This is a genomic window from Streptomyces sp. NPDC058985 (genome assembly GCF_042740985.1).
Taxonomy (GTDB): domain Bacteria; phylum Actinomycetota; class Actinomycetes; order Streptomycetales; family Streptomycetaceae; genus Streptomyces.
The window spans coordinates 119776-144760 of the sequence record NZ_JBHYJX010000004.1; the positions used below are offsets into that span (position 1 = coordinate 119776).

Sequence of the window (24985 nt, forward strand, 5' to 3'; positions counted from 1 at the left end):
GCTCAGACCCCCGCGGCCACCGCGGTCGGCCGGCGGCGGATCACCAGGGCCATCAGGGCCGCCGCCGCGCACAGCGCGCCCGAGGCGTACCAGACCACGTCGTAGGAGCCGAAGGTGTCGCGGGCCACGCCGCCGAGGAAGGCGACGAGGGCGGCGCCCACCTGGTGGGAGGCGAGCACCCAGCCGAAGACGATCGCGCTGTCCTCGCCGTAGTGCTCGCGGCACAGGGCGAGGGTGGGCGGGACGGTGGCGACCCAGTCGAGGCCGTAGAAGACGATGAAGAAGATCATCGGGGGGTGCACGGTGGGCGCCAGCAGGATCGGGAGGAAGAGGAGGGAGACGCCGCGCAGGGCGTAGTACACGGCCAGCAGACGGCGCGGCTCGAAGCGGTCGGTGAACCAGCCGGAGGCGATCGTGCCGGCCACGTCGAACACCCCGATGACCGCGAGCAGCGAGGCGGCGGCCGTCAGCGGCATGCCGTGGTCGTGCGCGGCGGGCACGAAGTGGGTCTGGATCAGGCCGTTGGTGGAGGCGCCGCAGATCGCGAAGGTCCCGGCGAGCAGCCAGAAGGGCCCGGTGCGGACGGCGGAGAACAGCACCGTGAGCGCACGGCGGGCGGCGCCGGGGACGGGCGCGGGCTTCTCGACGAACTCCTCGGATCCGTACGGCTTCTGCCCGACGTCGGCCGGGTGGTCGTGCAGGAGGAGCCAGACGAAGGGGATGACGGCGAGCGCGGCGAGGGCGACGGTGACGGCCGCCGGGCGCCAGTCGTACGTCTCGACGATCCAGGACAGCAGCGGCAGGAAGATCAGCTGTCCGGAGGCGGAGGCGGCGGTGAGGACGCCGGTGACCAGCCCGCGCCGCTCGGTGAACCAGCGGTTGGTGACGGTGGCGGCGAAGGCCAGGGCCATGGAGCCGGAACCGAGACCGACCAGCAGGCCCCAACAGAGGATGAGCTGCCACGCGGAGTCCATCCACACCGTCAGTCCGGAGCCGAGCGCGATCACGGCGAGGGCGACGGCGACCACCCGCCGGATGCCGAAGCGGTCCATGAGCGCGGCGGCGAAGGGCGCGGTCAGCCCGTAGAGCGCGAGGTTGACGGAGACGGCGGCGCCGATCGTGCCGCGCGACCAGCCGAAGTCCTCGTGCAGCGGGTCGATGAGGATGCCGGGGAGGGAGCGGAAGGCGGCCGCACCGATGATCGTCACGAAGGTGACGGCGGCGACCCACCAGGCGCGGTGGATGCGCGGGCGGCGGCGCGGCCCGGCGGGCTCAGGCCGGTGTACGGATGCTGCGGCGGCGTCGGTTGTCTGGGTCACGTCATTGAGCTTCGGGCAGCGGACCCGTCCGAACGAGTGGCCCGAAGGTCAGTGTTCGCTAGGATCGGGCCATGACGCCCGACAGCCCGCCCCGCCCGCACCGTGTCGTCGTCCTGGCCCTGGACGGCCTGCTCCCCTTCGAACTGGGCATCGCGCAGCGCATCTTCGGCCTCGCCCGCGACGAGCGGAAGCGCCCGCTGTACGAGGTGGTGACCTGCTCGGTCCGGCCGCCGGGCCCGGTCGAGACGGACGCCGACTTCGCGATCCTGGTCGGGAACGGCCCCGAGGCGCTGGCCACCGCCGACACCGTCGTCGTCCCCGCCTCCTACGAGCTGGGCCCGGTCTACGACGACGGGGTGCTGACCGGGGAGCTGGCCGCCGCGCTGGGTCTGATCCGGCCCGGCACCCGGCTCGTCGCGATCTGCACGGGCGGGTTCGTACTGGCCGCCGCCGGGTATCTGGACGGCCGTCCGGCGACCACGCACTGGTCCTCCGCCGAGCACTTCCAGCGGCTGTTCCCGCAGATCAGGGTGGACGCCGACGTGCTGTTCGTCGACGACGGCGACGTGCTCACCTCGGCCGGGGTCGCGGCCGGCATCGACCTGTGCGTGCACATCGTGCGCCGCGACCACGGCACGGCGGTCGCCAACGAGGTGGCCCGCCGCACCGTCGTACCGCCGCACCGGGACGGCGGGCAGGCGCAGTACATCGAGCGGCCGGTGCCCGATCCGCAGCAGTCCTCCACGACCGGTGCCCGCGCCTGGGCGCTCGGCCGCCTGGGCGAGCCGATCCAGCTGCGGGACATGGCGGCCCAGGAGTCGATGTCGGTACGCACCTTCACGCGCCGCTTCCGCGAGGAGGTCGGCGTCAGTCCGGGCCAGTGGCTGACCCGGCAGCGGGTGGAACGGGCCCGGCACCTGCTGGAGTCCACCGTTCTCTCCGTCGACCAGGTGGCCCGGGACTCGGGGTTCGGCACGGCCCAGTCGATGCGGCAGCACCTCCAGGCGGCGCTGGGGGTCACGCCGACCGTGTACCGGAGGACCTTCCGGGCGGAGTTGTCCACAGCCTGTGGAGAATGAGCGTCCGGGCGAGGGCGTACGGAGATGTGTCGGCCGGCGGCGCGGCGCTGTCGCCCCGAGCGCGGCATCGCGCGCCACCACCCGACTCCGGCGCTCCCGTCCGGCTCCCGTCGCCCCCGGGGGAACCGCCGCCGAATCACGACCCACACTCGTCGAGGGCCCCGTCACCGGGCCCTCGTCGTCCCCTCGCGGCGAATCGTTGTCGTCAAGCGTGAGGAAACGGTCACGATCCGTCAACCAGCCAGGGGTGTTTCATCCCTTGCGTCCACGTTCGTCGGGGACGCGCACGGAAGCACGCCCGGCGCACTGCCGCGTCACCGCCGGCCGCTACACGACTTCGTACGCGTACCCCTCGTACGCCACCGCGCCCCCGCCGCTCCCGCACACGGGGGTGGTCTCCGCGCGTTCGGCGCAGCGGTCCAGTTCGCACCAGATGCGCTTGCCGGTGCCCTCCCGGCTCCAGCCCCAGCGGTCGGCGAGCCCGTCGACGAGGGCGAGGCCCCGGCCGCCCGTCGCCTCGTCGCCCACACAACGGGGCACCGGGGCCAGGTCGCTGGCGTCGTCCACCTCAAGACGGACGGTGATCTCCTCGGGTTTCCCCGGCTCCCCCGGCTCCCCCGGCTCCCCCGGCCCTTCGGGCTCTCCAGGCGCGGCCTCCGGCAGTACCAGCCGGAGCACGGCCGAACGGCCCGTGTGCACCACGGCGTTGGTGACCAGCTCGGAGACGAGCAGGACCAGCGTCTCGGCGAGTGACTCGTCGGCCCGTATCGCCGACCCGGCGAGCCGTGAGCGCGCCCACCGCCGGGCACGTCCCACTTCCGAGGGGTCGGGCCTGACCTCCAGCTGCACTTGAAGCATCTGCACCGCTCACACCATCCGAACCGGCGGACACAAAGGCTCGCGCCTCACGTGGGCCACGATCGTAGCCATTCTCAGCATGGCCAGATCAACGGCCGGGGACGGGATCACGGACCGTGATTCCGTTGTGGGACAGCATGGTTGACGTACAGTCACCCCAACAAGCGCTTCGGGCATATTCCAGCGCGAAGGAGTACCCGTGCGGCATACTGTGCGACGCGCATTCCGGGGAGTCGAACAGGCGGCGGCCGACGGCCTTTCCGCCCTGCGGGGCAAGGCGCGCACCGCCGGTTCCGGAGCCGCCCCCGGGGCTGCTCCGGCACGGCTGGCGCTCGCGACCACTCGCATCCCACACAAGGTACCGGAGCGTGGCACCGACTCCGGTCCGTTACGGGTGACACGGTGGACACAACCCGGTATCAACGCTCAGTGACACCGCTCTGCCACGATCCGCGACATCCGTTGCCTACTCGGGCACGGTGAAGTACTGCGCGAAGGCCGGGACGATCTCCGCCTCGCCCACCTTGTCGTCGCCGTCCGCGTCGAGACCGCCGGCGACCTCACGCGCGGTGTCCTCGGGCACGCCGAGCGCGGTGAGCAGGCGCGCGGTCTCCGCGACGGTGGCGGATCCGTCGCCGTCCGCGTCGGCGACGTACAGCGCGGCGTGCAGGAAGGGGCGGGCGATCTCGGCGAACCGCTCCGGCTTGTCCCGCAGGCGCTTGACCGCCCCGGTGACGAATTCCGCACGGGTGATGCGCTGGTCGCCGTCCCGGTCGGCGATGCCCGCGAGCCCCTGCCAGAGGGCCTCCGCGCCGCCGTAGAGGGCCTGCCCCTTGTCGGACCGGGCCGCGACGCCGAACTCGGCGAGCAGCGCCTTGGCCGCCCCACTGAAGTCCGAACGGTCGATGTAGCCGTTGCCGTCCTGGTCGAAGATGCTGAACCGCGCGGCGATCCTGCGCTCGTACTCGCTGTTGACCATGGTTCTTCCGGCCGCCTCACGTCGGTGTCGGGTGCGTGTCGCCCGGAGCGTACGACGCCGGGCGCCGCCGCGGGCACGACTTACGCGGACAGGGGGTTGCGCGAACAGGGATTACGCGGACAGGGGCCGCGGCTCGTCCCCGGTCGCCGAGGCGAGGTCGGGGTGGCAGTCGAAGAGGCGGCGCACTCCCAGCGCGCCGAGGACGCGGTTGACGTGGGAGCCGTCGGCGGCTCCCTGGGCCGGCAGTATCAGGCGCAGCCGGCCCTGGCAGGAGCGGATGAGCCGCCGGGAGGCGATGAGCACCCCGACGCCGCTGGAATCGCAGAACAGGACCTCGGAAAGGTCCAGGACAAGGCTGTGCCGCCCCTCGGCGACCTCGTCGTGCACGCGCTGCCGCAGCACCGGTGACGTCACCAGATCCAGTTCGCCCGACACCTGGAGCACGGCCCACTGACCCTGCTCGCCGCCGGTCACATTGAACGTCACCACCATGCCCTTCATTCGCCGGAACGTCTGGAATCAACAGGTTCACCCGAAACGGAAGCCATGCCTTCGCTTCTTGGCCGCGCGCCTGCCCAGCGGCCGTTCCCGCAAACACCTGCCCGGAAACGGGGCCCGATCAGAAGAGGCTTGTTTCCGACTGTTTCGATCCTGTTCGGTCTCTTCCGATCTTTCTCGATCGGATTCGGTCCACAGTCGAGGGTAGTAGAACCCCTTATCACCCGTGGCGGGCCGGGGGCGCACATTGCCACAAAGGGGCGTGCGCTGTCGGACGTGCCGACTACATTCGGGGAGAGAACGGCCGCAGGCTGGACGGCGGAGGGAACAGGGGGTGGAGGGCCGCATGGCGAAGAGGGACGTGCCGATGCGCTGGGACCGCAAGATGCAGCAGCGACTCGCCCGCGGCGAGGCCGCCGCCCTGGGCGAGCTGTACGACCGGTTCGCCTCGCTCGTGCACGGTCTGGCACACCGCGTGCTCGACGACGAGCGTGCCGCCGACCGCATCACACGCGACGTCTTCGCCCACGTCTGGGAGCACCCCGACGCCTACGACCCCCGGCAGGGGCCGCTGCGCACCTGGGTCGCCACGCTGACCCACCGTTTCGCCGTCCAGCGGCTGCGGGCCACCGAGACGGCCGCCCTGGCCCGCGGGGGCCCGGGCACCGCCGAGGAGCTGGAGCTGAAGGTGCGCCACGCCTCGGTCGCCGCCCGCGCCGACTACATCGTCCAGTCCATGCCGGCCCCGCTGCGCGCCGCCCTGGAGCTGGCCTACTTCCAGCGCCGCGACTACCGCCAGACCGCCGCCGACCTCGGCGTCACGGAGGACGAGGCCCGCCGCCGCCTGCGCCTGGGCCTCCAGCTCCTGTCCACCGCGCGCGACGCGGCCACCGCCCCACAGCCGCCCGGGGCTCCGCCGGGATACGGGGGTGCGGCATGACGGCCCACGACGAGAACGACGAGGACGCCGCCGCGGGCATGTCCGGCGGCCCCGGCGACCTCGGCGACCTCGGCCTCCCCGGCGACCTCGGCGTCCCCGGTGGTGCTGCCGGAATCGGCGGTGCCGGAGTGCCCGGTGGTTCCGGTGAATCCGGTGGTTCAGGCGGATCCGGTGGTTCAAGTGATTCCGGCGGTTCCGGTGGTTCCGGTGGTTCCGGTGAAGGGCACGGCGGTGGGCCGCGGATACCGTCGCCCCGGGTCTCCGTCGAGGACGGTGACCGGGCGCTGCCCGATGTGGTGCCGGCCGTGCTGGAGCATCACGTGCTGACGTCGCTGCTCGGTGCGTGGGCCCTGGCCGCCTGCTCGCCCGAGGAGGCGGCGGCCGTCGAGGAGCACATCGGGGACTGCGCCGCCTGCGCCGACGAGGCGCTGCGGCTGCGGGAGGCCGTCACGCTGCTCCAGCGCCCCGAGAGTCTCGACCTGGACCCCGCCCTGCGCACCCGCGTCCTGGACGGCTGCCTGGAGCGGCGCCCGCCCCGCATCCCGGTGCCCGAGTGGGCCACCCCGTACGACGCCGAGACCGCACGGCTGGACGCGCTGCTCCAGGACATCGGGGACGCCGACTGGCACACGCCGGTCCGGCTGCGCTGGTTCGAGGCCGACGGCCCCGCGAGCCGCCGCACCACGGTCGCCGGGGTCCTCGCCCACCTGCTGACGGTGGACGGCACGGTAGCCGTCGCCCTGGGCCTCGCCGACCCGATGGGCGACGTCACCGCGCCCAGCCGCGTACCGGCCGCCCGCACCGAGGCGTACTGGCGGGCCTCGCACTACCCTCCCACCCGCCTGGTACGGGCACCCTGGCGGGAGCAGAGCCACGACATCGTGCGGACCGCGTCGTTCACCGGGGACGCGGGCGGGATGCCGGTCTCGTACGGCGACTTCGAGCTGCCCCTGCGGGACGCGATGCTGGACCGGGCTTTCGAGTGCTGGGTCCACGCGGAGGACATCGCCGAGGCGGTGGACTATCCGTACGGGCCGCCCTCCGCGCGCCATCTCAACCGCATGATCGACCTCGCGGCCCGGATGCTTCCGGGTGCGCTGGCCGCCCGGCGCCGGGCCGGTCTGGCCACGCCCGGCGTCCGCCCGCACCTGGTCCCCGCGGGGGAGCCCGGGCGCAGCCTGCGGCTGGAGATCGAGGGTTCGGGCGGCGGTGAGTGGCTGATCCCGCTCGACTCCCCCGGCGCGGTGGGCTCCGCCGATCACGAGGTGGCTCATGTGGCCCTGGACGGTGTGGAGTTCTGCCGGCTGGCGGCGGGCCATGTGCCGCCGGCGGATGCGGCGGCGGGGCAGTTGGGGGACCGGGAGGCGATCAGGGACGTGCTGTTCGCCGCGGCGAGCCTGAGCAGGATGTAGGGGCGGGTCGCGGGTTCGTCGGCGGGTGCGGGTGATCGGTGGCCGGTCGCGCAGTTCCCCGCGCCCCTGAAGGGGCGCACACCGCACGTACTTCAAGGGGCGCGGGGAACTGCGCGAGCAACCACCCACACACCCGCACCCGCACCCGCCGACGCGACGGAACCCCCCGCCCCGCTAGGCGAAAACGACCGTCCGGCGCCCGTTCAGCAGAATCCTCCGCTCCGCGTGCCACTTCACGGCCCGCGCCAGCGCCTGGCACTCCACGTCCCGGCCCACCGCGACCAACTGGTCCGGCGTGACATCGTGGCCGACCCGCTCGACCTCCTGCTCGATGATCGGCCCCTCGTCGAGGTCGGCCGTCACGTAGTGCGCGGTCGCGCCGATCAGCTTCACGCCCCGCGCGTGCGCCTGGTGGTACGGCTTCGCGCCCTTGAAGCTCGGCAGGAAGGAGTGGTGGATGTTGATGATCCGGCCGCTGAGCTGCTTGCACAGGTCGTCGGAGAGGACCTGCATGTAGCGGGCCAGCACGACGAGTTCGACGTTCTCCTCGCGCACGATCTCCAGAACCCGTGCCTCGGCCTCCGCCTTGGTGTCCTTCGTCACGGGAATGTGGTGGAAGGGGATGTCATAGGACCCCACCAGCTCCGCGAAATCGGTGTGATTGGACACCACCGCCGCGATCTCCACCGGCAGCGCCCCGATCCGGGCCCGGAACAGCAGGTCGTTCAGGCAGTGGCCGAACCTGCTGACCATGAGCACGATGCGCATCTTCTCGTCGGCCCGGTTGATCTGCCAGTCCATGTGGAAGGCGTCGCCGATCGCCGTGAAGCTGGCGCGCAGCTTGTCCACGGTCACCGGGGCGTCGGCCGAGAAGTGGACCCGCATGAAGAACAGACCCGTGTCGTGGTCGCCGAACTGCTGGCTGTCCTCGATGTTGCAGCCGGTCATGAAGAGGTAGCTCGACACGGCGTGCACGATGCCCTGCTTGTCGGGGCAGGACAGGGTGAGGACGTACTGGTCGGCCGGGACGGCGGCCGAGGGCACGGCGGCGGAGGACTGCTCGTTCATGCAGGACAGGGTCCCATATACGGCCCGCCGGCCCGAGCGCCGTCCCGCCAGGCGGACCGCCCCGGACCGACTCGGAACGAGCTCGGACCGCCCTCAGACCGCCCTCAGACCGCCCGCGTCATGATCTGCAGCAGCTCCAGCGAGCGCGGCTCGGTCTCCGGGTCCTCGCCGTCGCTGGCGGCCAGCCGCACGTGCGCGTCGCGAGCGGCCCGTACCGCCTCCGGCCAGTCCGGGTGGTCGAGGTAGGCGTTCACCGCCGCGTCGGGCCCCACCTGGTGCATGATCCGCAGGACCCGCAGCACGGCGGTGTCCACCAGCGCCGCCTCCTGCGAGTCGCGGAAGACCGTGCCGACGTACTTCTCGGCGGACCAGTGGTCCAGCCAGGTGTCCTCCACCAGCCGGTACACCGCGTCGGTGACGTCGCCGTAGCCGTCGATCCCGGCCAGCCAGACATCGCGCTGGAAGGCGGGCGCGGAGAGCATGTGCAGCGCGGAGCGCACCTGACTGCGCCAGCGCCACCACGGCATGTCGTTGAGTGGCATGCCGCCCATGGTGGAGGAGCGACGGCCGCGACGGGAAGACTTCTCCGAACCTTGCACGGTCATCGATCGTACGTTCCTCTTCACGGGCGCCCCACCGGCCCCCGCAATTCACCTCCGCGTCACCACGTGTTGACCGCAGGTCACTTCCAGGTTGGCCGCGTGAGGGAATCGTGCGGGTACATGACCGGCAGGCGACCCATCCGCAGCGCACACCCCGGCGGCCTCCGCCGCCGCTTCCGGGCCACCCGCACCGGCGTCCTGTCCGCGGGCGCGCTGGCGGCATGCGTGTCGTTCGCCGTCGGCTGCGGGGTCGTCCCCGGGGTGACGGGGGGCTCCGGGGACGACCCGATCACCGTGATGACCTGGGCGCCGCAGGACACCGGCGCGACCAACAAACCCGGCATGCCCGCCCTCGCCCAGGCCTACGCCCGCTGGATCAACGACCGGGGCGGCCTCGACGGCCGCAAGCTCAACGTCCTCACCTGCAACGACCACAACGACAGCGTGACCGCCGCCAAGTGCGCGCGCCGCGCCGTCAAGGAGAACGCGGTCGCCGTCGTCGGCTCCTACAGCCAGCACGCCGACTCGTTCTTCCCCGTCCTCGAGGGCGCCGGCATCCCGTACATCGGCGGCTACGGCATCACCAACACGGAGTTCACCAGCCCGCTGTCGTACCCGGTCAACGGAGGACAGCCCGCACTGCTGGCCGGCCTCGGCAGCGCGCTGGCCGGTCCCTGCGGGCCGGTCACGCTGGTGCGCCCCGACACGATCGCCGGCGACCAGCTGCCGGTGCTGCTCGACTCGGGCCTGACCTCGGGCGGGCACGAGCGGGCCCAGGACCAGCGGGCGGCGGAGGACGCCACGGAGTACGGCGGCCAGTCCCAGCTGGCGCTGGAGCGGACGGCCACCGGCTCCGCGGACCCGGGATGCGTGGTGCCCGTCCTCGGGGACCGCACCGGAACCTTCATGGACTCCTTCCGCCGGGCCCGCGAGGACCACCCCGAGGTACGCACCGCGACCGTGCTCGGCAGCGTCGACCAGAGCACGATCAACGCGAGCGGGGGGCCGTCCGGGCCCTACGAGGGGGCGTACGTCACCGGCTGGTACCCGTCGGTGAGCGACCCCGCCTGGAGCGGGATGAAGAAGGTGATCAAGGAGGAGGCGTTCGGCGACAACGACGTCGACGCGGCGGACGCCGGGGTGCAGACCACCTGGATCGCGTACACCGTGCTCAGCGAGATCGTCGCCTCGCTCGGCGACGGCGAGGTGAGCGCCGGCTCCGTCCGGCGCGCCCTCGACGGCGGGCTGAAGGTCGGCACGGGCGGGCTCACGCCGTCCCTCCAGTGGACCTTCGCCGACAAACTGGCCTCCGTCGGCTTCCCGCGCCTGGTCAACGCCGAGGTCACCCTCCAGGTGGTGCGGGAGGGCCGCCTGGTCTCGGCCCGCGAGGGCGCCGTGGACACCACCCGCGTCCTGCAGAACGCCGACGTGACCTGAGCGGGCCGGGGGTCCGGCCCGCCCGCCGGGTCACAGCTGGGTGGGCCCGCGCTCCGTCAGGCCGTACTGCTTGGCGATCTTGTTCCACAGCCCCGCGGCCGTGGCCTTCTCCTTGCTCGCCGTGCCGCTGGCCCGGTTTCCGGCCTGCGTGTGGCTGGTGGTGCGGGCCGCGCCCTTCTTGCAGCCCTTCTTGCCGGCCGTCTGGTCGGCCCAGGCCGCGTAGTGGTTGTCGGCCGACGCCGAGGCCTGCCAGGCCTTGTTGAGGGCGGTGGTCAGCTCGGCGTGCTGGGGCAGCTTGTCCACGGGCAGCTTGGCGAGGCTCTCGACCAGCCCGGTGCGCTGCTTGGCGGCCTCGCGCAGGTCCTTGGCCGCCTGGGGCAGGTTGTCGCAGGACTTCACGTCGCCGACGGCGTTGATCACGGTGGTCCGGCCGGTGCCGCTCTCGGCGAGCAGCTTGTCCAGCTCCACGGCCTGCTGCCGGACCGGGTCGGCGGAGGCCGGGGCGGAGGCCGACGCGGACTCGGAGGCCGGGGCCGTGGCGGAGACCGGCTGGTTCTCGCTCTTCTCGTCGTCGCCGCCTCCGCCGGCCATCATCGCGCCGGCGCCGACGCCGACGACGGCGATGGCCACGCCGACGGCCGCGATGAGCGGCAGCCGTGAGCGGCCGGCGCCGCCCCGGCCGCCGTCGCCGTTCCCGCGCCGCCTGCCACCGCCGGCGCCGCCGCCCGGGCCCTGCGGGGCGTACATCGACTGACCGGCCCCGTGGTGCGGCTGCGGCTCGTCGAAGCGGGGCATCTGCTGCGTGGCGGAGGCCGGGCCGTCGGCGCCGGGGGCGCTGCGGAAGAGGTTGTCGAACTCGGCGGGCGGCTGCCGGCCCTCGTCACCGCCGGGCGCGGCGCCGTAGGGGGCACCGGCGGGGCCGCCGGGCACGGGCGCGATGTACTGCGTGGCCTGGGCGTCGGGATGGGCCTCAGGGTGGGCGGCGGGAGCGGGCTGGTGTCCGGCCGCGGGCTGCTCGGGGTACTGCGGTGCGCGGCCGAGGAACTGCGTCGACTCGGCCTGCGACTGCGCGGGTCTCTCCGGCGGCAGCGCCCCCGGACCCGCGGGCGGTATGTGCGGTATGTACTGCGTGGCGCCCTCGTCGGCGGATGCGGCGACCGGCGGTATGAACTGGGTCGCGCCCTCGTCGGCGGGCGGCAGCGGCGGGAACGCCTGGCCCTGGTGGGGCTGCGGCTGCGGTTCGGGCTGCTGGTGGGGCTGCGGCTGCGCGTAGGGCGGCTGCGCGCCGTAGGACTGCTCGCCGTAGGGCTGCTCACCGTAGGACTGGTTCCCGTAGGCCTGGTCGCCGTAGGACCCGCCGTCGGCCGGGGTGCCGTATGCCGGGGGCTGCGCGCCCTCCGGGGGGAGCGGGCCGGGGCCCGCGCCGGCCGGGGGCGGCAGGGCTCCGTGCGTCTGCGCCCGCGGCTGCTCCGGTCCGGTCTGTGCGGGCGGCCAGGCGTGCGGCTCCGAGGGCTGCGCGGGCGGCTGGGGGGCCTGCTGCTCCGGGGTGCCCCAGGGCTGGGCGTCGGCCGGGGTGGACCAGCCCTGGCCGGAGTGCGGGCTCTGCTGCTCGGGGCCCCAGGGCCGGTCCCACGCCTGGCCGCCGGGTGGCGCCGAGGCGGGCACGGGTCCGCCGGCCGACGGGCCGGCGGAGCCGCCGGTCATGCCGGGCAGCAAGGGCTCGCCACCGTCCGAGGGCAGCACGATGCCTTCGTGCGCTTGCCGCGCCGAGGGCTCCTCGCCCTGTCCACTCTGCGTCACCGGGACTCCTACGAATGGGGGACCTTCGGAATCGTCGGCTCACGCTACCGGGTCCCCCGAGCCCACTGCCACGCCGCATGGGGCGTCCACTCTTTCCCTGTGACGGCAGTAACAAAACCGGGCCGCGGCACGCTGTTCATGTTCCTTCGCGGTCACCACACCGTGGTTTCACACGTGTTCACGCGTCCGCGGCCCGTCCGTTCACGCGGCGGCCTGCAGATCCAGCCGGGCCCCGAACTCCCTGACCACGGCTTCCTCCCGGTAGGGCTCCAACCGGGCCTGGAAGTCCTCCAGGTACTCGGCGCCCCGGTTGGAGCGCAGCGTCCCCAGGATCTCCACGGCCTTCGTCGCGGTGTTGCAGGCCTGTTCGATCTCCCGCTGCTGCACCTGCGCCGTGGCCAAGAGCACATGCCCGATGGCCCGCCTGCGCGCCCGCGACTCGGGGTGGCCGTCCAGGGACTGCCGCGCGTAGCGCGCCGCCGCGTCGGCCTGGCCGAGGTCCCGGTGACAGTGCGCCAACTCGTCGGCGAGGTACGCCTCGTCGAAGTGCCTGATCCACACCGGGTCGTCGCCGGAGGCCGGATCGGCCGCCTCCATCGCGCCGACCGCCCGCCCGGCCGCCTCGTGGGCCGACCGCACGTCGCCCAGGAGCGCGTGCCCGCGGGCCTCGGCGGCGTGGAACATCGACTCCGCGCGGGGCGTCACCCGGCCGCGCGCGCCCTCCTGCGCCGCCCGCGCCAACTGCGCGATCTCGCGCGGGTTTCCGAGCTGCGCGGCCAGGTGGCTCATGGACGCGGCCAGCACGTAACCGCCGTAGCCGCGGTCACCGGCCGCCTGCGCGAGCCGCAGCGACTGGATGTAGTACCGCTGGGCGAGGCCCGGCTGGCCGGTGTCGACGGCCATGTATCCGGCCAGCTCGGTCAACCGGGCGACCGTGGCGAACAGTTCGCGCCCGACCGCCTCCCGGTAGGAACCCGCCAGCAGCCCGGAGACCACGCTGTTCAGGTAGTGCACGAGCACCGGCCGGACGTGTCCGCTGCCGTACTGGTGGTCCAGGTCCGTCAGCGCCTGGGTCATCGCCCGCACGGCCGCCACGTCGGACGGCCCCACCCGCGGCCCGGCCGAGCGCGACACCTGCGAGTCGGGGGCGGAAATCAGCCAGTCCCGGCTGGGTTCGACGAGCGCGGAGGCGGCGACGGACGAACCGGACAGGAAGTCCCGGCGCCCCACGTCGCTGCGCCACAGCTCGCAGACCTGCTCGATGGCTCCCAGTACCGTCGGCGAGAACTGGAGGCCGACGCCGGACGCGAGGTTCTTGCCGTTGGCCATGCCGATCTCGTCGATGGTGACCGTGCGGCCGAGCTTGCGGCCGAGCGCCTCGGCGATGATCGCCGGTGCCCGGCCCCGCGGTTGCTGTCCGCGCAGCCAGCGGGCCACCGAGGTCTTGTCGTACCGCAGGTCGAGACCGTGCTCGACCCCGCACACGTTGACCCGGCGGGCGAGGCCCGCGTTCGAGCAGCCCGCTTCCTGAATGAGCGCCTGCAGTCGTTCGTTCGGCTGCCGCGCGACGAGAGGCCTTGCGGCCATGGCGTAACCCCCATGCGGTCTCTTGCGGTCTCGATGCTGTCCCGGCGGATCGTGGGACGGAACGGATCCGGCCGTGAAGATCAATGCCCAGTCGATGTGCCGACAATGCGAGACTTGCGAAGCTTGCACTGCTTACGAGGATTGCCGGGGTAACGGACGGAGCCGGCCCCAGACGTGGCTACCCAGCTCCCGCGGCGAATCCTCCTGCGCGCCCCCACGTATGCGCCCGTGCGCCCCGGATGCGGAATCGATGCCCCTCCCCCGCGCACTCGACCCCCGTAACCCGGGGTGAGCACGGGAGTTGTGTTCCACGTGGAAGAGACCATCCAGGCCACCGAAGCCGCCCAGATCCCGCAGCAGCGCGGCACATCGCTGCTGGAGACCGCCGTTCGCTACGCCGAGGAGCGCCACTGGGACGTGTTTCCCGGTACCTGGCTGGTAGCCGCCGACGGGGTGCAGCACTGCTCCTGCGCGGACCCGGCGTGCGCCGCCCCGGGCGCGCACCCGGCGCGCGAGGACTGGGCGGCGCAGGCGACGGGCAGCGCGACCGTGGCCCGCCGGATGTGGCAGAAGCAGCCGACGGCGTCGATCCTGCTGCCCACGGGGCGGACGTTCGACGCGGTCGACGTGCCCGAGACCGCGGGGTTCCTGGCGCTGGCCCGGATGGAGCGGATGGAGCTGACGCTGGGGCCGGTGACGCTGACGCCGGACCGGCGGATGCGGTTCTTCGTTCTGCCGGGTGCGGGGGTGAAGGTGCCGGATCTCGTGCGGCGGCTGGGGTGGGCGCCCCGGGCCCTTGATCTGGGGGTGCTCGGGGAGGGGGCGTACGTGGCGGCGCCGCCGACGCGGGTCGGGACGTCGGGGGCGGTGCAGTGGGCCTGTCGGCCGACGCCCGCGAACCGGTGGTTGCCGGATGTGGAGGAGTTGGTGTCGCCGTTGGCGTATGCGTGCGGGCGGGATCGTTAGGGGCGCCTTCTCGTCTGCCGGGTTGCTCGTCTTTCGGCGGCTGCGGGCAGTAGCTGGTTGATCGCGCAGTTCCCCGCGCCCCTTCGGGGCGCTGTTCCCCCGTAGGGTGCGAGACCGACGGAGGGAGACGTGGTGAGTGACAGTGCCGTGCGGGTGCGGGGGCTCTGGAAGCGGTTCGGGCAGCAGATTGCCGTGGGTGGGATCGATCTGGAGTTGCCGGCGGGCAAGTTCATCGGTCTGGTCGGGCCGAACGGGGCCGGGAAGACCACCACTCTCTCGATGGTGACCGGGCTGCTGCGTCCCGATCAGGGGTCGGTCGAGGTGGTCGGGCACGACGTGTGGCGCGATCCGGTCGAGGTCAAGGCCAGGATCGGGGTGCTGCCCGAGGGGCTGCGGCTGTTCGAACGGCTGTCGGGGCGGGAACTGCTCGGCTACACCGGCCGGTTGCGCGGGCTCCCCGGTGACGAGGTCGACAAGCGGGCCACGCAGCTGCTGGACGTGCTCGACCTGACCGGCGCCCAGCACAAGCTGGTCGTCGACTACTCGACCGGCATGCGGAAGAAGATCGGGCTCGCGGCCGCCCTGCTGCACAACCCGGAAGTGCTCTTCCTGGACGAGCCGTTCGAGGGCGTCGACCCGGTCTCCGCACAGACCATCCGGGGCGTCCTGGAGCGCTACACCGCCTCCGGCGCCACCGTCGTCTTCTCCTCCCACGTGATGGAGCTGGTGGAGTCGCTCTGCGACTGGGTGGCCGTCATGGCCGCCGGCCGCATCCGCGCCACCGGCACGCTCGCCGAGGTGCGCGGCGAGGCGGCCTCGTTGCAGCAGGCGTTCCTCGAACTCGTCGGCGCCGGAGGGCGGGACGCCGGTTCCGACCTGGACTGGCTGGGCGGCGGGTCCCGATGAACACGCAGACCCCGCTCGTCACGTCCGGCACGTCCGCCGCGCCGGCCGCGCCCGCCTCCGTCACCGCCGTCTTCGTGCGGCTGAAACTGTCCCTGCTGCGCAACGGACTGCGGCAGTCCGGCGGGCGGCGGGCCGCGTACATCGCGTCGGCCGTCGCCGTCCTGCTCTTCGCCGCGCTCCAGCTGATCGGCCTGGTCGCGCTGCGCGGGCACGCGCACGTGGGGTCGCTGGTCGTCCTGCTGGCGGCCGTGCTGGGGCTCGGCTGGGCGGTGATGCCGCTGTTCTTCCCGGGCGGCGACGAGACGCTCGACCCGACCCGGCTGGTGATGCTGCCGCTGCGGCCCCGGCCGCTGGTCCGGGCGCTGCTCACGTCGTCGCTGGTGGGCATCGGGCCGCTGTTCACGCTGTGCATGTTCGCCGGGTCCGTGGCCGCGGTCGCGCGCGGCGGGGCGGCGTACGCCGTCGGCGTCGTGGCGGCGGTGCTCGCGCTGCTGGTGTGCGTGACCCTGGCGCGGGCCGTCGCCGCGGCCAACGTACGGCTGCTGACCAGCCGCAAGGGGCGCGACCTGGCGGTGCTGAGCGGTCTGGTCGTCGCGGTCGGCGCGCAGCTCGTCAACTTCGGCGCGCAGCGGCTGGGTTCCTCCGGGCTCGAACAGCTCGACCCGGCGGCCGACGTGCTGCGCTGGGTACCGCCCGCGTCGGCGGTCGGCGCGATGGACGCGGCGAGCGACGGCGCGTACGGCACCGCCCTCGCCCAGCTCGCGCTGACCGCGGCGGCCCTGGTGCTGCTGCTGTGGGTGTGGGCGCGCCATCTGACGCGGCTGATGACCACGCCGGACGGCTCCACGCTCCAGAGCGACACCCGGCCGGTGCGCGAGCGCGGCTCCTCGGGGCTCGCCCGGCTGCTGCCCGCGGGCCGCACCGGTACGACGATGGAGCGCACCCTGCGCTACGTGTGGCGCGACCCCAAGACCAAGGCGGCCTGGGTGACCTCGCTGGCCATCGGCCTGATCGTGCCGGTGTTCAACGCCTGGCAGGGCACCGGCTCGGTCTACTTCGCCTGCTTCGCCGCGGGGATGCTCGGCATCCAGATGTACAACCAGTTCGGACAGGACACGTCCGCGTTCTGGATGGTCGCGATGACGATCTCCTCGACGCGGGACGCCTACGTCGAGCTGCGGGCCCGCGCGCTGGCGCTGCTGCTGATCACCCTGCCGTACGCCACCCTCGTGACCGTCCTGACCACGGCGATGCTCGACGACTGGCCGGCCCTGCCCGAGACGCTGGGGCTGTCCTTCGCGCTGCTCGGCGCGATGCTGGCGACCGGCGCGTGGACCTCGGCGCGCTTCCCGTACTCCATCCCGCAGGAGGGGTACAAGAACGTCGCCCCCGGTCAGGTCGGGCTGGCCTGGATCTCGATCTTCGGCGGCATGGTGGGCGCGGCCCTGCTGTGCGCGCCCGTGATCGCGCTGACCATCTGGCTGAACGTGAGCGAGGGCGCCGCGGACCTGGGCTGGCTGCTGCTGCCGGCGGGGACGGTGTACGGCGCCGCGCTGACGCTGCTCGGGCTGCGGCTTGCGGCACCGCGCACGGCGGAGCGGCTGCCGGAGATCCTCACGGCGGTCAGCAAGGGGTGACGGTTCGCGCGGGGCGGAGGCCGGCGGAGGTCAGCTCACCCTGAGCGTGTCCAGGAACGGCTCGATCGCCGCCCGCCACGCCTCCGGCTGGTCGTAGTGGACGAGGTGGCCGGCGTCGGCGACCTCCGCGTACTGGCCGCCGGGCAGCACGCGGACCATCTCCTGGGCCTCGGCGCGGCCCAGCTCGCCGTCGAGGCCGCGCACCACCAGGGCCGGGCAGCGCACCTGCGCCAGCTCTTCCCAGTGGGCGTCGTAGACCCAGGTCTCGCGGGTCCTGAGCATCTGCTGCGGTTCGAAGACGGGGCGCCAGCCGTCCGGGGACTCGGCCATCACCTCGGCGTAGAACTCGCCGCGGGCCGGGTTGGGCCGCTCCACCCACGGGTCGTCCTCGCCGAACCACTTGCGGACGTCGGCGAGGGTGGCGAAGGGGACCGGCCAGGCGCGGAACCACTCGGTCCAGGTGTGCTGCGAGGCCGCGCCGAGGGCGGAGGCCCGCATGTCGCAGATGATCAGGCCGCGGACCAGGTCGGGGCGTTTGGCGGCGAGCTGCCAGGCGGTCAGCGCGCCCATGGCGTGGCCGATCAGGACGGCCGGGCCGAGGCCGAGCTGTTCCAGGGCGGCCTCGACGTCGTCGACGTATGCCTCCCGGGTGTAGGAGCCGTGCGGGGGCTTGTCGCTGCGGCCGTGACCGCGCTGGTCGAGGGCGACGGCCCGGTGGCGGGCGGAGAGCCAGCGGGCCGTGGGGGCCCAGTGCGAGGCGCGGCCCATCAGGCCGTGCAGTAAGAGCACGCCGGGCTGGTCACCCGCGCCCTGCGTCCGGTCGGTCTTGGGAGGGTCGCCGAACTCCCAGGCCGCGAGGCGTACGCCGCCCGCGCCGGTCACGTCGATGCGCCGCGCCATTGGTCCTGGCACCCCCAAGCTCCGCTCGGAACCTTGTCCTGCCTGCCGTGCCTTGCCGTACCTGTCGCAGAGTATCGAATACCTATTCGAAAGAGGCGTCTTGCCCAGCAACACCCCTCATTCGAGTGACACCCCTCGGGGATTGATCGCCGCTGCTCAGGGGAGATCTTCAACGGGAGGCGGGCCGCTCGGGGAAAACGGTCCGTGGGGATTGACCCTGAGAGCTCGGGGCTCCGGGTCAGCACAGGGGAGGACAGGCCCCGGCGCCGCACGGCGCCGGGGCCCTCTCCGTCTCTCCGGCACGTCCCGCCCCCTCCCCGACCGGGCGACATCGCTGTCACGCGCGGCCAAGAGCCCCCTACGTCATATGCCTCACGGCACAGCCTTGCACGCGAAGCGTCCGGGCGCTGCGATTCGGCGCACTGGAACCCGAAACGACGGGATCCGTGCGCCGGCGCACCTCCCCGCCCCCGGGGGACTCAGCGCTTGGCGACGAACACGTGGGAGGCGGTGTCCGCCTCCAGCTCGGCGGCCTCGCCACCGCTGCCCACCAGCACACCACCCGCCGACTCGGTCACGCTCACCACCGAACCGGGCTGCACACCGGCCCGGCGCAGCGTGTACATCAGCTGGGCGTCCGTCTGGATCGGCTCGCCGATACGGCGCACGACGACCGTCTTGCCCTCCGTCCCCGGGTCGAGGTCGGCCAGCGAGACCATGCCCTCGTCCAGGAACGGGTCGGCGCCGTCCGCCTCGCCCAGCTCCTCCAGACCCGGGATCGGGTTCCCGTACGGCGACTCCGTCGGGTGGCGCAGCAACTCCAGCACGCGCCGCTCGACGGCCTCGCTCATCACGTGCTCCCAGCGACACGCCTCGGCGTGCACCTGCTCCCACTCCAGGCCGATCACGTCGACGAGCAGGCACTCGGCGAGCCGGTGCTTGCGCATCACGCGCGTCGCCAGCCGCCGGCCCTCGTCGGTCAGCTCCAGATGCCGGTCGGCCGCCACGGACACCAGGCCGTCGCGCTCCATCCGCGCCACCGTCTGACTGACCGTCGGGCCGCTCTGGTCGAGCCGCTCGGCGATCCGGGCGCGCATCGGGACCACACCTTCCTCCTCCAGCTCCAGGATGGTGCGGAGGTACATCTCCGTGGTGTCGATCAGTCCGGACATACGTGCCCCTTGATGAGATTGCCGGAGGCCGCGGCCACCGGCGCGTGCGCTGGCCCTGGATTCAATTCTGACGCATACCACTGACAACCGTGTCTCGCGGTGCGAAGCCGGACCCGCGCGGCCCCGCCATGCCGTATTGACACCGCACTGGTCCAGACCGCACCGTGATCCGCGACACAGGCACACCGAAGGGGTCCCGCATGAGCGACAGCAAGCCGTCCGGGCAGTTCCTCGACGCGGCGATCGACCTCCTGCGGCGCGTCCGCGACGAGGAGGCGGACGGCGTCGAGGCGGCCGGCGCGCTGCTCGCCGACACCGTGCGGCAGGGCGGACGGCTCTTCGCCTTCGGCGCCGGCCACTCCTCCCTCGCCGCCCAGGACGTCGTCTACCGCGCCGGCGGGCTCGCCCTGATGAACCTGCTCACCGTGCCCGGCGTCGTCGGCGTCGACGTGATGCCCGCCACGCTCGGCTCCGCCCTGGAACGCGTCGACGGCCTCGCGAGCGTCGTCCTGGACTCCTCCCCGCTGCGCGAGGGCGACGCCCTGGTGATCGTCTCCCTGTCCGGGCGCAACGCCATGCCCGTCGAGATGGCCATGAAAGCCCGCGCCCTCGGCGTCCGCACCATCGGCGTGACCTCGGTGGCCTACGCGTCCGAGACGACCTCCCGGCACAGCTCCGGCACCTTCCTCAAGGACCACTGCGACATCGTGCTCGACTCCAAGATCGCCGTGGGGGACGCTGAACTCACCCTCGACACCGTCCCGGTCCCCTTCGCACCCGCCTCCACGATCGTCACCAGCGCCCTCATGCAGGCCATGATGGCCGCGACCGCCGGCGCCCTCGCCGACCGCGGCATCGAGCCGCCGCTGCTGCGCTCGGGGAACGTGGACGGCGGCCACGACTGGAACGGGCGCGTCCTCGACCAGTACCGGGACCGGATCTTCTACCAGCGCTGAGCCGGCCCGCGGGGGCACCGGGCTACCGCTTCTCCACCACGCCGGCCAGATCCAGCGCGGACGCGATCCGGACGGCCACGTCCTCCGCGTACATCGCGTCGGACCGCTCGAACGCGCTCCGCCCGGCGCCCCGCAGGAACGTCACCACGCCCAGCGTCCGGCCCCGGCTGCGCAGCACCGCGCACAGGCCGTGCACCGTGTCCGCCGGCCACTGCCGGGCCACCGCCCAGTCCCGCACCTTCTCGGGCGGCACCGCCCGCGCACCGGCACTGGCCCGCACCGAACCCGCCCGCTCCACACAGCTCACCGCCGGATGCCCCTCGCCGTAGCGCACCGGCATCCCGGCTGTCCCCGACGGCACGCTCGGCCCGGGCGCACCGGACGGCGTGGCCGCCACCCGCACCAGCCGGACCGGCACCGCCGCGTCGGTGTCCACGGCCCCGCCCGCCAGCCGGTCGATCAGCGCGTGGTCGGCGAAACCGGCGAGTGCGAAGTCCAGGTGGACCACCGCCGCCTCCGCCGCGTCCTCGCACTCCGCCGCCGCCCGCGCCGCCCGGTGCAGCTGATTGGCCCGGAACCGCAGCAGCGCCGCCTCCTGCTCGGCCTGCTTGGCCTCGGTGATGTCCTGGAACAGCCAGCCCACGCCCAGCGGCACCGGCTCCTCCGCGAGCGGCGACGCCAGCCGCACGAACCCGCTGCGCCAGCACCGGCGCCGCTCCCCCTCCGGCGTCCGCAGCCCCACCCACACCTCGGCGGGTCCGGGCGGCGCGCCCTCCGCCAGGACGTGCGTCAGCGCGTTCTCCAGATCCTCCACGCCCTGGACGAGCAGATCGCCGAGCGGCCGCCCCAGCACCGAGGTGCGCCCGGCGCCCAGCGCGCGTGCCGCGTGCGCGTTGACCACGGCGGGGCGCAGGTCCGCGTCGACGAGGACGACACCCCAGCTCGCGTCCTCCAGCAGCGCCTCGCTCAGCGCGATGGAGCGCTCCAGGTCGATCTGCGCGTGCACCTCGCTGAAGGCGCAGTACACCCCCGCGGGCTTCCCGTCGGCGCCGCGCACCGCCGCCGACTGGGTGCGCACCAGCACCCGCCCGCCGTCCTTGGTCAGCAGCGCGAACTCGTGCACCTGCCGCCCCGGCGCCCGCATCGCGGACAGCAGCCGGTCCTCCACCTCACCGGCGTCCGCGCTGCGCACGGCCCACCCGGCGAAACCCTGCCGCCCCACGGCCTCGCCCGCGCTCCAGCCCAGGATCCGCTCCGCCTCGCGGTTCCAGTGGGTGACCACGCCGTCCGCGTCGAAGGCGCACAGGGCCGCGTCCATCCCGTCGAGGAGCGCGGCCAACAGGTCCGCGCCGTCCCGCTCGGGCTGCTCGGGCTCGTCCGGCCCCAGCTCGTCGGTGGTCCCACTACGCCGGGAAGCACTCACCTGGACCCCCTGCAGGCTGCGTCCGCCGTACGGTACGTCGGTTCGCTCACTGGCCTTCATTCAACTCGAACGTGATGCAGCACACACCGAGTTCCCGCAAGATTGCGGAAATCGTTGTACTGCGGAAACTCGGCATACGCCCCCGTCATGACGGTCATGACAGTGCTGACAATGGGCCGGCGAGTCTCAGATCGACCCACTCGTCCCGCTCGCCGTCGAGGACGTACCGCTCCCGTTCCACGAACCCACGCCCCGCGGCGAACCGCAACCCGTCGGCGTTCGCCGCCAGCACCACGGTCTCCACCGCCCGCGCGCCGAGCCCCCGCGCGTGTGCGAGACCCGCCTCGTAGAGCGCGGTACCGATGCCGCGCCCCCGGAACGCGGGCAGCACCCGCGCGATCACGGTGGCCACCCGCTCCTCCCCCTCCGGCGGACGCACCGTGGAGCAGCCGACGAGCGTGTCCCCGAGGTAGGCGTTCTCCAGCCGGTACCGCCGGCCGCGCTCCCGCGCCTCGTCCGGGGTCATCGCGGCGGGCGGCACGATCTCGTTGTGCACGTACCGCCACTCCTGGACCATCGCGTCCCCGTCGACGGCCGCGATCCGCAGCCCGGCGCCGGGACCGACCGGCGCGCGCCGCGCGTCCACCTCGATCTCGATCCGCATCCGGTCGTCCGCGAGCCCGCACACCATCATCGTCGCGGCCGGCCGCACCGCCCCGAACGCCTGCCGCAGCACGGGCCAGCACGGCTCGAAGTCCTCCCGCGCGGGCAGCAGGTACCGCACCCGCACCACGTCCGCGAACGTGCACCCCGCCTCGGCCAGCGCCGCCCCGACGTTCCGCAGGCACTGCCGCGCCTGCTCCACCACGTCCTCGGAGATGGTCATCGCCGCGTAGTCGAACCCGGTCGTCCCGGACACGTGCACCCGGTCCCCGTCGACGACGGCCCGCGCGTACCCGATCCGCTCCTCGAACACCGAACCACTGCCTATCGCCCGCCTCACCGAAGGCTCCCCCTGTCGCTTCGCCATGGGCGAAACGGTAGGTGACCAGCGAAGACGCGTCCATGGGTGATCGCCGGGGAATCGACTCGGAAAACCGATTGATCCAGGGCCGAGCGGTTCCTAGTGTGGGCCCCACACCGAAAGGAGGTGATCCGGAGAATGTATGACAACCGGACGCGTGAGGTGGCTGCGGGCTAGCGGCCCGTCACCACATCCTGTGCGGTGCCGGACCAGCGTGTGCGAGACGCACGCAGCCGGCCAAACCATCGCAGTCACCCGACCCGCGAGTCGCCGGTACGTCCGGCCGGCTCCTCCACTGGAGGAACCAGACTCGCGGGTCGCCTGCGTTTCGGGGGCGGTCAGGGCGTGAGGGTTTCGGAGCCCTCGATGGTGTGCGGGTCGCGGGGGCCCGGGCCGACGTAGCGGGCGGAGGGGCGGACCAGGCGGCCGGTGCGCTTCTGTTCGAGGATGTGGGCGGACCAGCCGGCCGTGCGGGCGCAGGTGAACATCGAGGTGAACATGTGGGCCGGGACCTCGGCGAAGTCCAGCATGATGGCGGCCCAGAACTCGACGTTGGTGGCCAGGACGCGGTCGGGGCGGCGGGCGTGGAGTTCGGCGAGGGCGGCCTTCTCCAGGGCCTCGGCGACCTCGTAGCGCGGGGCGCCCAGTTCGCGGGCGGTGCGGCGCAGGACGCGGGCGCGGGGGTCCTCGGCGCGGTAGACGCGGTGGCCGAAGCCCATGAGGCGTTCGCCCGCGTCGAGTGTCTTCTTGACGTACGCCTCGGCGTCGCCGGTGCGCTCGATCTCCTCGATCATGCCGAGGACGCGCGAGGGGGCGCCGCCGTGCAGCGGGCCCGACATGGCTCCCACGGCGCCGGAGAGGGCGGCGGCCACGTCGGCGCCGGTGGAGGCGATGACGCGGGCGGTGAAGGTGGAGGCGTTCATGCCGTGCTCGGCGGCGGAGGTCCAGTAGGCGTCGACGGCGGCGACGTGCTTGGGGTCGGGCTCGCCGCGCCAGCGGATCATGAACCGCTCGACGACGGACTGAGCCTTGTCGATCTCACGCTGCGGGACCATGGGCAGCCCCTGGCCGCGGGCCGACTGGGCGACGTAGGAGAGGGCCATCACGGCGGCGCGGGCGAGGTCGGCGCGGGCCTGCTCGGCGTCGATGTCCAGGAGGGGTTTGAGACCCCAGACCGGCGCGAGCATGGCGAGCGCGGACTGGACGTCCACGCGGATGTCGCCGGAGTGGACCGGGATCGGGAAGGGCTCGGCGGGCGGGAGGCCGGGGTTGAAGGCACCGTCGACGAGCAGGCCCCAGACGTTCCCGTAGGACACGTGGCCGACCAGGTCCTCGATGTCGACGCCGCGGTAGCGGAGGGCGCCGCCCTCCTTGTCGGGTTCGGCGATCTCCGTCTCGAACGCGACGACTCCCTCTAGCCCGGGTACGAAGTCGGACATCAGGCGGCTCCTCGTGACGTAGATGTGTGGTGACCGACCCGTCGGCTTCATCGGGTCCACCGGATCCACGGTCGTGCGCACGACTCGCGGTCCTCGTTCTGCGGTCACCCCTGTGATGCCCCGTACGGCCGTTCGTCCAACCGCGCCGGGACCAGCACGATATCTCCGAGTGCCAACCGTGGGGAGAGGTTGCGGCACTCAGTGCCACTCAGTGACGAAGGACACCGCGGATACGGCAGGATGGCCGGTGTGACCGACCGCGATGCCGTCCCCTTCGATCTCGCCTCGATGCGCAAGCAGTACCGGGCCGAGGGGCTTGCCGAGTCCGAGCTGGCCGCCGGCCCCGTCGAGCAGTTCGCGCGCTGGTTCCAGCAGGCCGCCATGGAGGGCGGACTGTTCGAGCCGAACGCGATGGTCGTCTCCACCGCCGACGCCGAGGGGCGGCCCAGCTCCCGCACGGTGCTGCTGAAGCACTTCGACGAGCAGGGCTTCGTCTTCTACACCAACTACGACTCCCGCAAGGGCCGCGAGCTGGGCTCGAACCCGTACGTCTCGCTGCTGTTCCCCTGGCATCCGATGGCCCGGCAGGTGATCGTGACGGGCGTGGCGCGGCGTACCGGGCGGGACGAGACCGCCGCGTACTTCCGGACCCGGCCGCACGGCTCCCAGCTGGGGGCCTGGGCCAGCGCGCAGTCGTCCGTGGTGGCGGGCCGGGACGACCTGGACGCCGCGTACGCCGGGCTGGCGGAGCGCTACCCGCGGGGCGAGCAGGTGCCGGTGCCGCCGCACTGGGGCGGCTTCCGGGTGGCGCCGCGGGAGGTCGAGTTCTGGCAGGGGCGGGAGAACCGGCTGCACGACCGGCTGCGGTACGTGGCCGAGACGGACGGGAGCTGGCGGGTGGAGCGGCTCAGTCCGTGACGGGAGCACGGAGCTGGTCACCGTGGGCGCCGAGTCCGCCGGAGCACCCCGCCCGCGCCGCCGGG

At 73.1% G+C, this 24985-nt stretch carries 22 protein-coding genes; 9 read left to right on the plus strand and 13 right to left on the minus strand.

All coding sequences use genetic code 11. The features are described from left to right. Positions 1-2: 2 nt before the first annotated feature. Positions 3-1319, minus strand: coding sequence for an MFS transporter (locus ACFW01_RS04900; protein WP_234957150.1), 1317 nt, complete (start codon positions 1317-1319; stop codon positions 3-5). Positions 1320-1390: 71 nt separating this feature from the next. Here ACFW01_RS04900 and ACFW01_RS04905 point away from each other — a divergent pair, with 71 nt between their 5' ends. Next, the gene (locus ACFW01_RS04905) at positions 1391-2398 is read left to right on the plus strand and encodes a helix-turn-helix domain-containing protein (protein WP_234957149.1); all 1008 of its coding nucleotides are present in this window, start codon (positions 1391-1393) and stop codon (positions 2396-2398) included. Between the two features lie 327 nt (positions 2399-2725). Here the strand turns inward: ACFW01_RS04905 and ACFW01_RS04910 are convergent, their stop codons facing one another. The 3 genes from ACFW01_RS04910 to ACFW01_RS04920 all read right to left on the minus strand — a co-directional run bounded on the left by ACFW01_RS04910 (position 2726) and on the right by ACFW01_RS04920 (position 4727). After that, the gene (locus ACFW01_RS04910) at positions 2726-3247 is read right to left on the minus strand and encodes an ATP-binding protein (protein WP_384502456.1); all 522 of its coding nucleotides are present in this window, start codon (positions 3245-3247) and stop codon (positions 2726-2728) included. A gap of 475 nt (positions 3248-3722) precedes the next feature. Further along, positions 3723-4235 carry an EF-hand domain-containing protein gene (locus tag ACFW01_RS04915; protein WP_234957148.1) on the minus strand — a complete coding sequence of 171 codons (513 nt, stop codon included), beginning with the start codon at positions 4233-4235 and terminating at the stop codon, positions 3723-3725. Between the two features lie 111 nt (positions 4236-4346). Further along, positions 4347-4727, minus strand: coding sequence for an STAS domain-containing protein (locus ACFW01_RS04920; RefSeq protein ID WP_122619774.1), 381 nt, complete (start codon positions 4725-4727; stop codon positions 4347-4349). A 352-nt stretch (positions 4728-5079) separates the two neighbouring features. Between ACFW01_RS04920 and ACFW01_RS04925 the strand changes: the two genes are divergently transcribed. Further along, positions 5080-5673, plus strand: coding sequence for a sigma-70 family RNA polymerase sigma factor (locus ACFW01_RS04925; RefSeq protein WP_122619773.1), 594 nt, complete (start codon positions 5080-5082; stop codon positions 5671-5673). After that, entirely contained in the window at positions 5670-7085 is a 1416-nt protein-coding gene (locus tag ACFW01_RS04930) for a maleylpyruvate isomerase N-terminal domain-containing protein (RefSeq protein WP_384502393.1), read from the plus strand. Before ACFW01_RS04925 ends, ACFW01_RS04930 begins: the two co-directional genes overlap by 4 nt. 174 nt (positions 7086-7259) lie before the next feature. Here the strand turns inward: ACFW01_RS04930 and purU are convergent, their stop codons facing one another. Together purU and ACFW01_RS04940 are read right to left on the minus strand one after the other, a co-directional pair. Then, the gene (gene purU / locus ACFW01_RS04935) at positions 7260-8153 is read right to left on the minus strand and encodes a formyltetrahydrofolate deformylase (RefSeq protein WP_234957146.1); all 894 of its coding nucleotides are present in this window, start codon (positions 8151-8153) and stop codon (positions 7260-7262) included. 104 nt (positions 8154-8257) lie between these two features. Then, a complete protein-coding gene (locus tag ACFW01_RS04940) occupies positions 8258-8758 on the minus strand; it encodes a hypothetical protein (protein ID WP_234957145.1) in 501 nt (166 codons plus the stop codon). Between the two features lie 117 nt (positions 8759-8875). On the opposite strand from ACFW01_RS04940, the gene ACFW01_RS04945 reads away from it, so the two are divergent. Further along, a complete protein-coding gene (locus tag ACFW01_RS04945) occupies positions 8876-10192 on the plus strand; it encodes an ABC transporter substrate-binding protein (protein WP_234957144.1) in 1317 nt (438 codons plus the stop codon). A gap of 30 nt (positions 10193-10222) precedes the next feature. On the opposite strand, the gene ACFW01_RS04950 is transcribed toward ACFW01_RS04945, so the two are convergent. Together ACFW01_RS04950 and ACFW01_RS04955 are read right to left on the minus strand one after the other, a co-directional pair. Then, positions 10223-11992, minus strand: coding sequence for a hypothetical protein (locus ACFW01_RS04950; protein WP_384502394.1), 1770 nt, complete (start codon positions 11990-11992; stop codon positions 10223-10225). A 201-nt stretch (positions 11993-12193) separates the two neighbouring features. Beyond that, positions 12194-13579, minus strand: a complete 1386-nt coding sequence (locus ACFW01_RS04955; protein ID WP_234957142.1) for a transcriptional regulator — start codon at positions 13577-13579, stop codon at positions 12194-12196. Positions 13580-13891: 312 nt separating this feature from the next. Between ACFW01_RS04955 and ACFW01_RS04960 the strand changes: the two genes are divergently transcribed. From ACFW01_RS04960 to ACFW01_RS04970, 3 genes are all read left to right on the plus strand, one after another. After that, positions 13892-14545, plus strand: a complete 654-nt coding sequence (locus tag ACFW01_RS04960; protein WP_234957306.1) for a bifunctional DNA primase/polymerase — start codon at positions 13892-13894, stop codon at positions 14543-14545. Positions 14546-14674: 129 nt separating this feature from the next. Beyond that, on the plus strand, positions 14675-15451 hold the full coding sequence (locus ACFW01_RS04965; RefSeq protein ID WP_384502395.1) for an ABC transporter ATP-binding protein: 777 nt from the start codon (positions 14675-14677) through the stop codon (positions 15449-15451). Further along, positions 15448-17088 carry a transporter gene (locus ACFW01_RS04970; RefSeq protein ID WP_384502396.1) on the plus strand — a complete coding sequence of 547 codons (1641 nt, stop codon included), beginning with the start codon at positions 15448-15450 and terminating at the stop codon, positions 17086-17088. Before ACFW01_RS04965 ends, ACFW01_RS04970 begins: the two co-directional genes overlap by 4 nt. A 30-nt stretch (positions 17089-17118) precedes the next feature. Here ACFW01_RS04970 and ACFW01_RS04975 read toward each other — a convergent pair whose 3' ends face one another. Continuing rightward, a complete protein-coding gene (locus ACFW01_RS04975; protein WP_384502457.1) occupies positions 17119-17988 on the minus strand; it encodes an alpha/beta fold hydrolase in 870 nt (289 codons plus the stop codon). Positions 17989-18467: 479 nt separating this feature from the next. After that, positions 18468-19160: a metal-dependent transcriptional regulator gene (locus ACFW01_RS04980; protein WP_234957139.1), complete on the minus strand. Its 693-nt coding sequence runs from the start codon at positions 19158-19160 to the stop codon at positions 18468-18470. 200 nt (positions 19161-19360) lie between these two features. On the opposite strand from ACFW01_RS04980, the gene ACFW01_RS04985 reads away from it, so the two are divergent. Continuing rightward, the gene (locus ACFW01_RS04985) at positions 19361-20116 is read left to right on the plus strand and encodes an SIS domain-containing protein (protein WP_234957138.1); all 756 of its coding nucleotides are present in this window, start codon (positions 19361-19363) and stop codon (positions 20114-20116) included. Between the two features lie 22 nt (positions 20117-20138). Here ACFW01_RS04985 and ACFW01_RS04990 read toward each other — a convergent pair whose 3' ends face one another. The 3 genes from ACFW01_RS04990 to ACFW01_RS05000 form a co-directional block, all read right to left on the minus strand. Next, on the minus strand, positions 20139-21539 hold the full coding sequence (locus ACFW01_RS04990; protein WP_234957137.1) for a PAS domain-containing protein: 1401 nt from the start codon (positions 21537-21539) through the stop codon (positions 20139-20141). 154 nt (positions 21540-21693) lie between these two features. Further along, the gene (locus ACFW01_RS04995; RefSeq protein ID WP_234957136.1) at positions 21694-22569 is read right to left on the minus strand and encodes a GNAT family N-acetyltransferase; all 876 of its coding nucleotides are present in this window, start codon (positions 22567-22569) and stop codon (positions 21694-21696) included. Between the two features lie 332 nt (positions 22570-22901). Beyond that, positions 22902-24002, minus strand: a complete 1101-nt coding sequence (locus tag ACFW01_RS05000; protein WP_122619669.1) for a citrate synthase 2 — start codon at positions 24000-24002, stop codon at positions 22902-22904. A gap of 240 nt (positions 24003-24242) precedes the next feature. On the opposite strand from ACFW01_RS05000, the gene pdxH reads away from it, so the two are divergent. Continuing rightward, on the plus strand, positions 24243-24920 hold the full coding sequence (gene pdxH, locus ACFW01_RS05005; protein WP_234957135.1) for a pyridoxamine 5'-phosphate oxidase: 678 nt from the start codon (positions 24243-24245) through the stop codon (positions 24918-24920). The last annotated feature ends 65 nt before the right edge of the window (positions 24921-24985 follow it).

Coding starts and splice junctions, on each gene's coding strand:
- ACFW01_RS04915 (WP_234957148.1), bottom strand. CDS start 4,235: ATGGTCAACAGCGAGTACGAGCGCAGGATCGCCGCGCGGTTCAGCATC.
- ACFW01_RS04995 (WP_234957136.1), bottom strand. CDS start 22,569: ATGGCGAAGCGACAGGGGGAGCCTTCGGTGAGGCGGGCGATAGGCAGT.
- ACFW01_RS04985 (WP_234957138.1), top strand. CDS start 19,361: ATGAGCGACAGCAAGCCGTCCGGGCAGTTCCTCGACGCGGCGATCGAC.
- ACFW01_RS05000 (WP_122619669.1), bottom strand. CDS start 24,002: ATGTCCGACTTCGTACCCGGGCTAGAGGGAGTCGTCGCGTTCGAGACG.
- ACFW01_RS04955 (WP_234957142.1), bottom strand. CDS start 13,579: ATGGCCGCAAGGCCTCTCGTCGCGCGGCAGCCGAACGAACGACTGCAG.
- ACFW01_RS04970 (WP_384502396.1), top strand. CDS start 15,448: ATGAACACGCAGACCCCGCTCGTCACGTCCGGCACGTCCGCCGCGCCG.
- ACFW01_RS04980 (WP_234957139.1), bottom strand. CDS start 19,160: ATGTCCGGACTGATCGACACCACGGAGATGTACCTCCGCACCATCCTG.
- ACFW01_RS04925 (WP_122619773.1), top strand. CDS start 5,080: ATGGCGAAGAGGGACGTGCCGATGCGCTGGGACCGCAAGATGCAGCAG.
- ACFW01_RS04945 (WP_234957144.1), top strand. CDS start 8,876: ATGACCGGCAGGCGACCCATCCGCAGCGCACACCCCGGCGGCCTCCGC.
- purU (WP_234957146.1), bottom strand. CDS start 8,153: ATGAACGAGCAGTCCTCCGCCGCCGTGCCCTCGGCCGCCGTCCCGGCC.
- ACFW01_RS04940 (WP_234957145.1), bottom strand. CDS start 8,758: ATGACCGTGCAAGGTTCGGAGAAGTCTTCCCGTCGCGGCCGTCGCTCC.
- ACFW01_RS04975 (WP_384502457.1), bottom strand. CDS start 17,988: ATGGCGCGGCGCATCGACGTGACCGGCGCGGGCGGCGTACGCCTCGCG.
- ACFW01_RS04905 (WP_234957149.1), top strand. CDS start 1,391: ATGACGCCCGACAGCCCGCCCCGCCCGCACCGTGTCGTCGTCCTGGCC.
- ACFW01_RS04930 (WP_384502393.1), top strand. CDS start 5,670: ATGACGGCCCACGACGAGAACGACGAGGACGCCGCCGCGGGCATGTCC.
- ACFW01_RS04920 (WP_122619774.1), bottom strand. CDS start 4,727: ATGGTGGTGACGTTCAATGTGACCGGCGGCGAGCAGGGTCAGTGGGCC.
- pdxH (WP_234957135.1), top strand. CDS start 24,243: ATGGCCGGTGTGACCGACCGCGATGCCGTCCCCTTCGATCTCGCCTCG.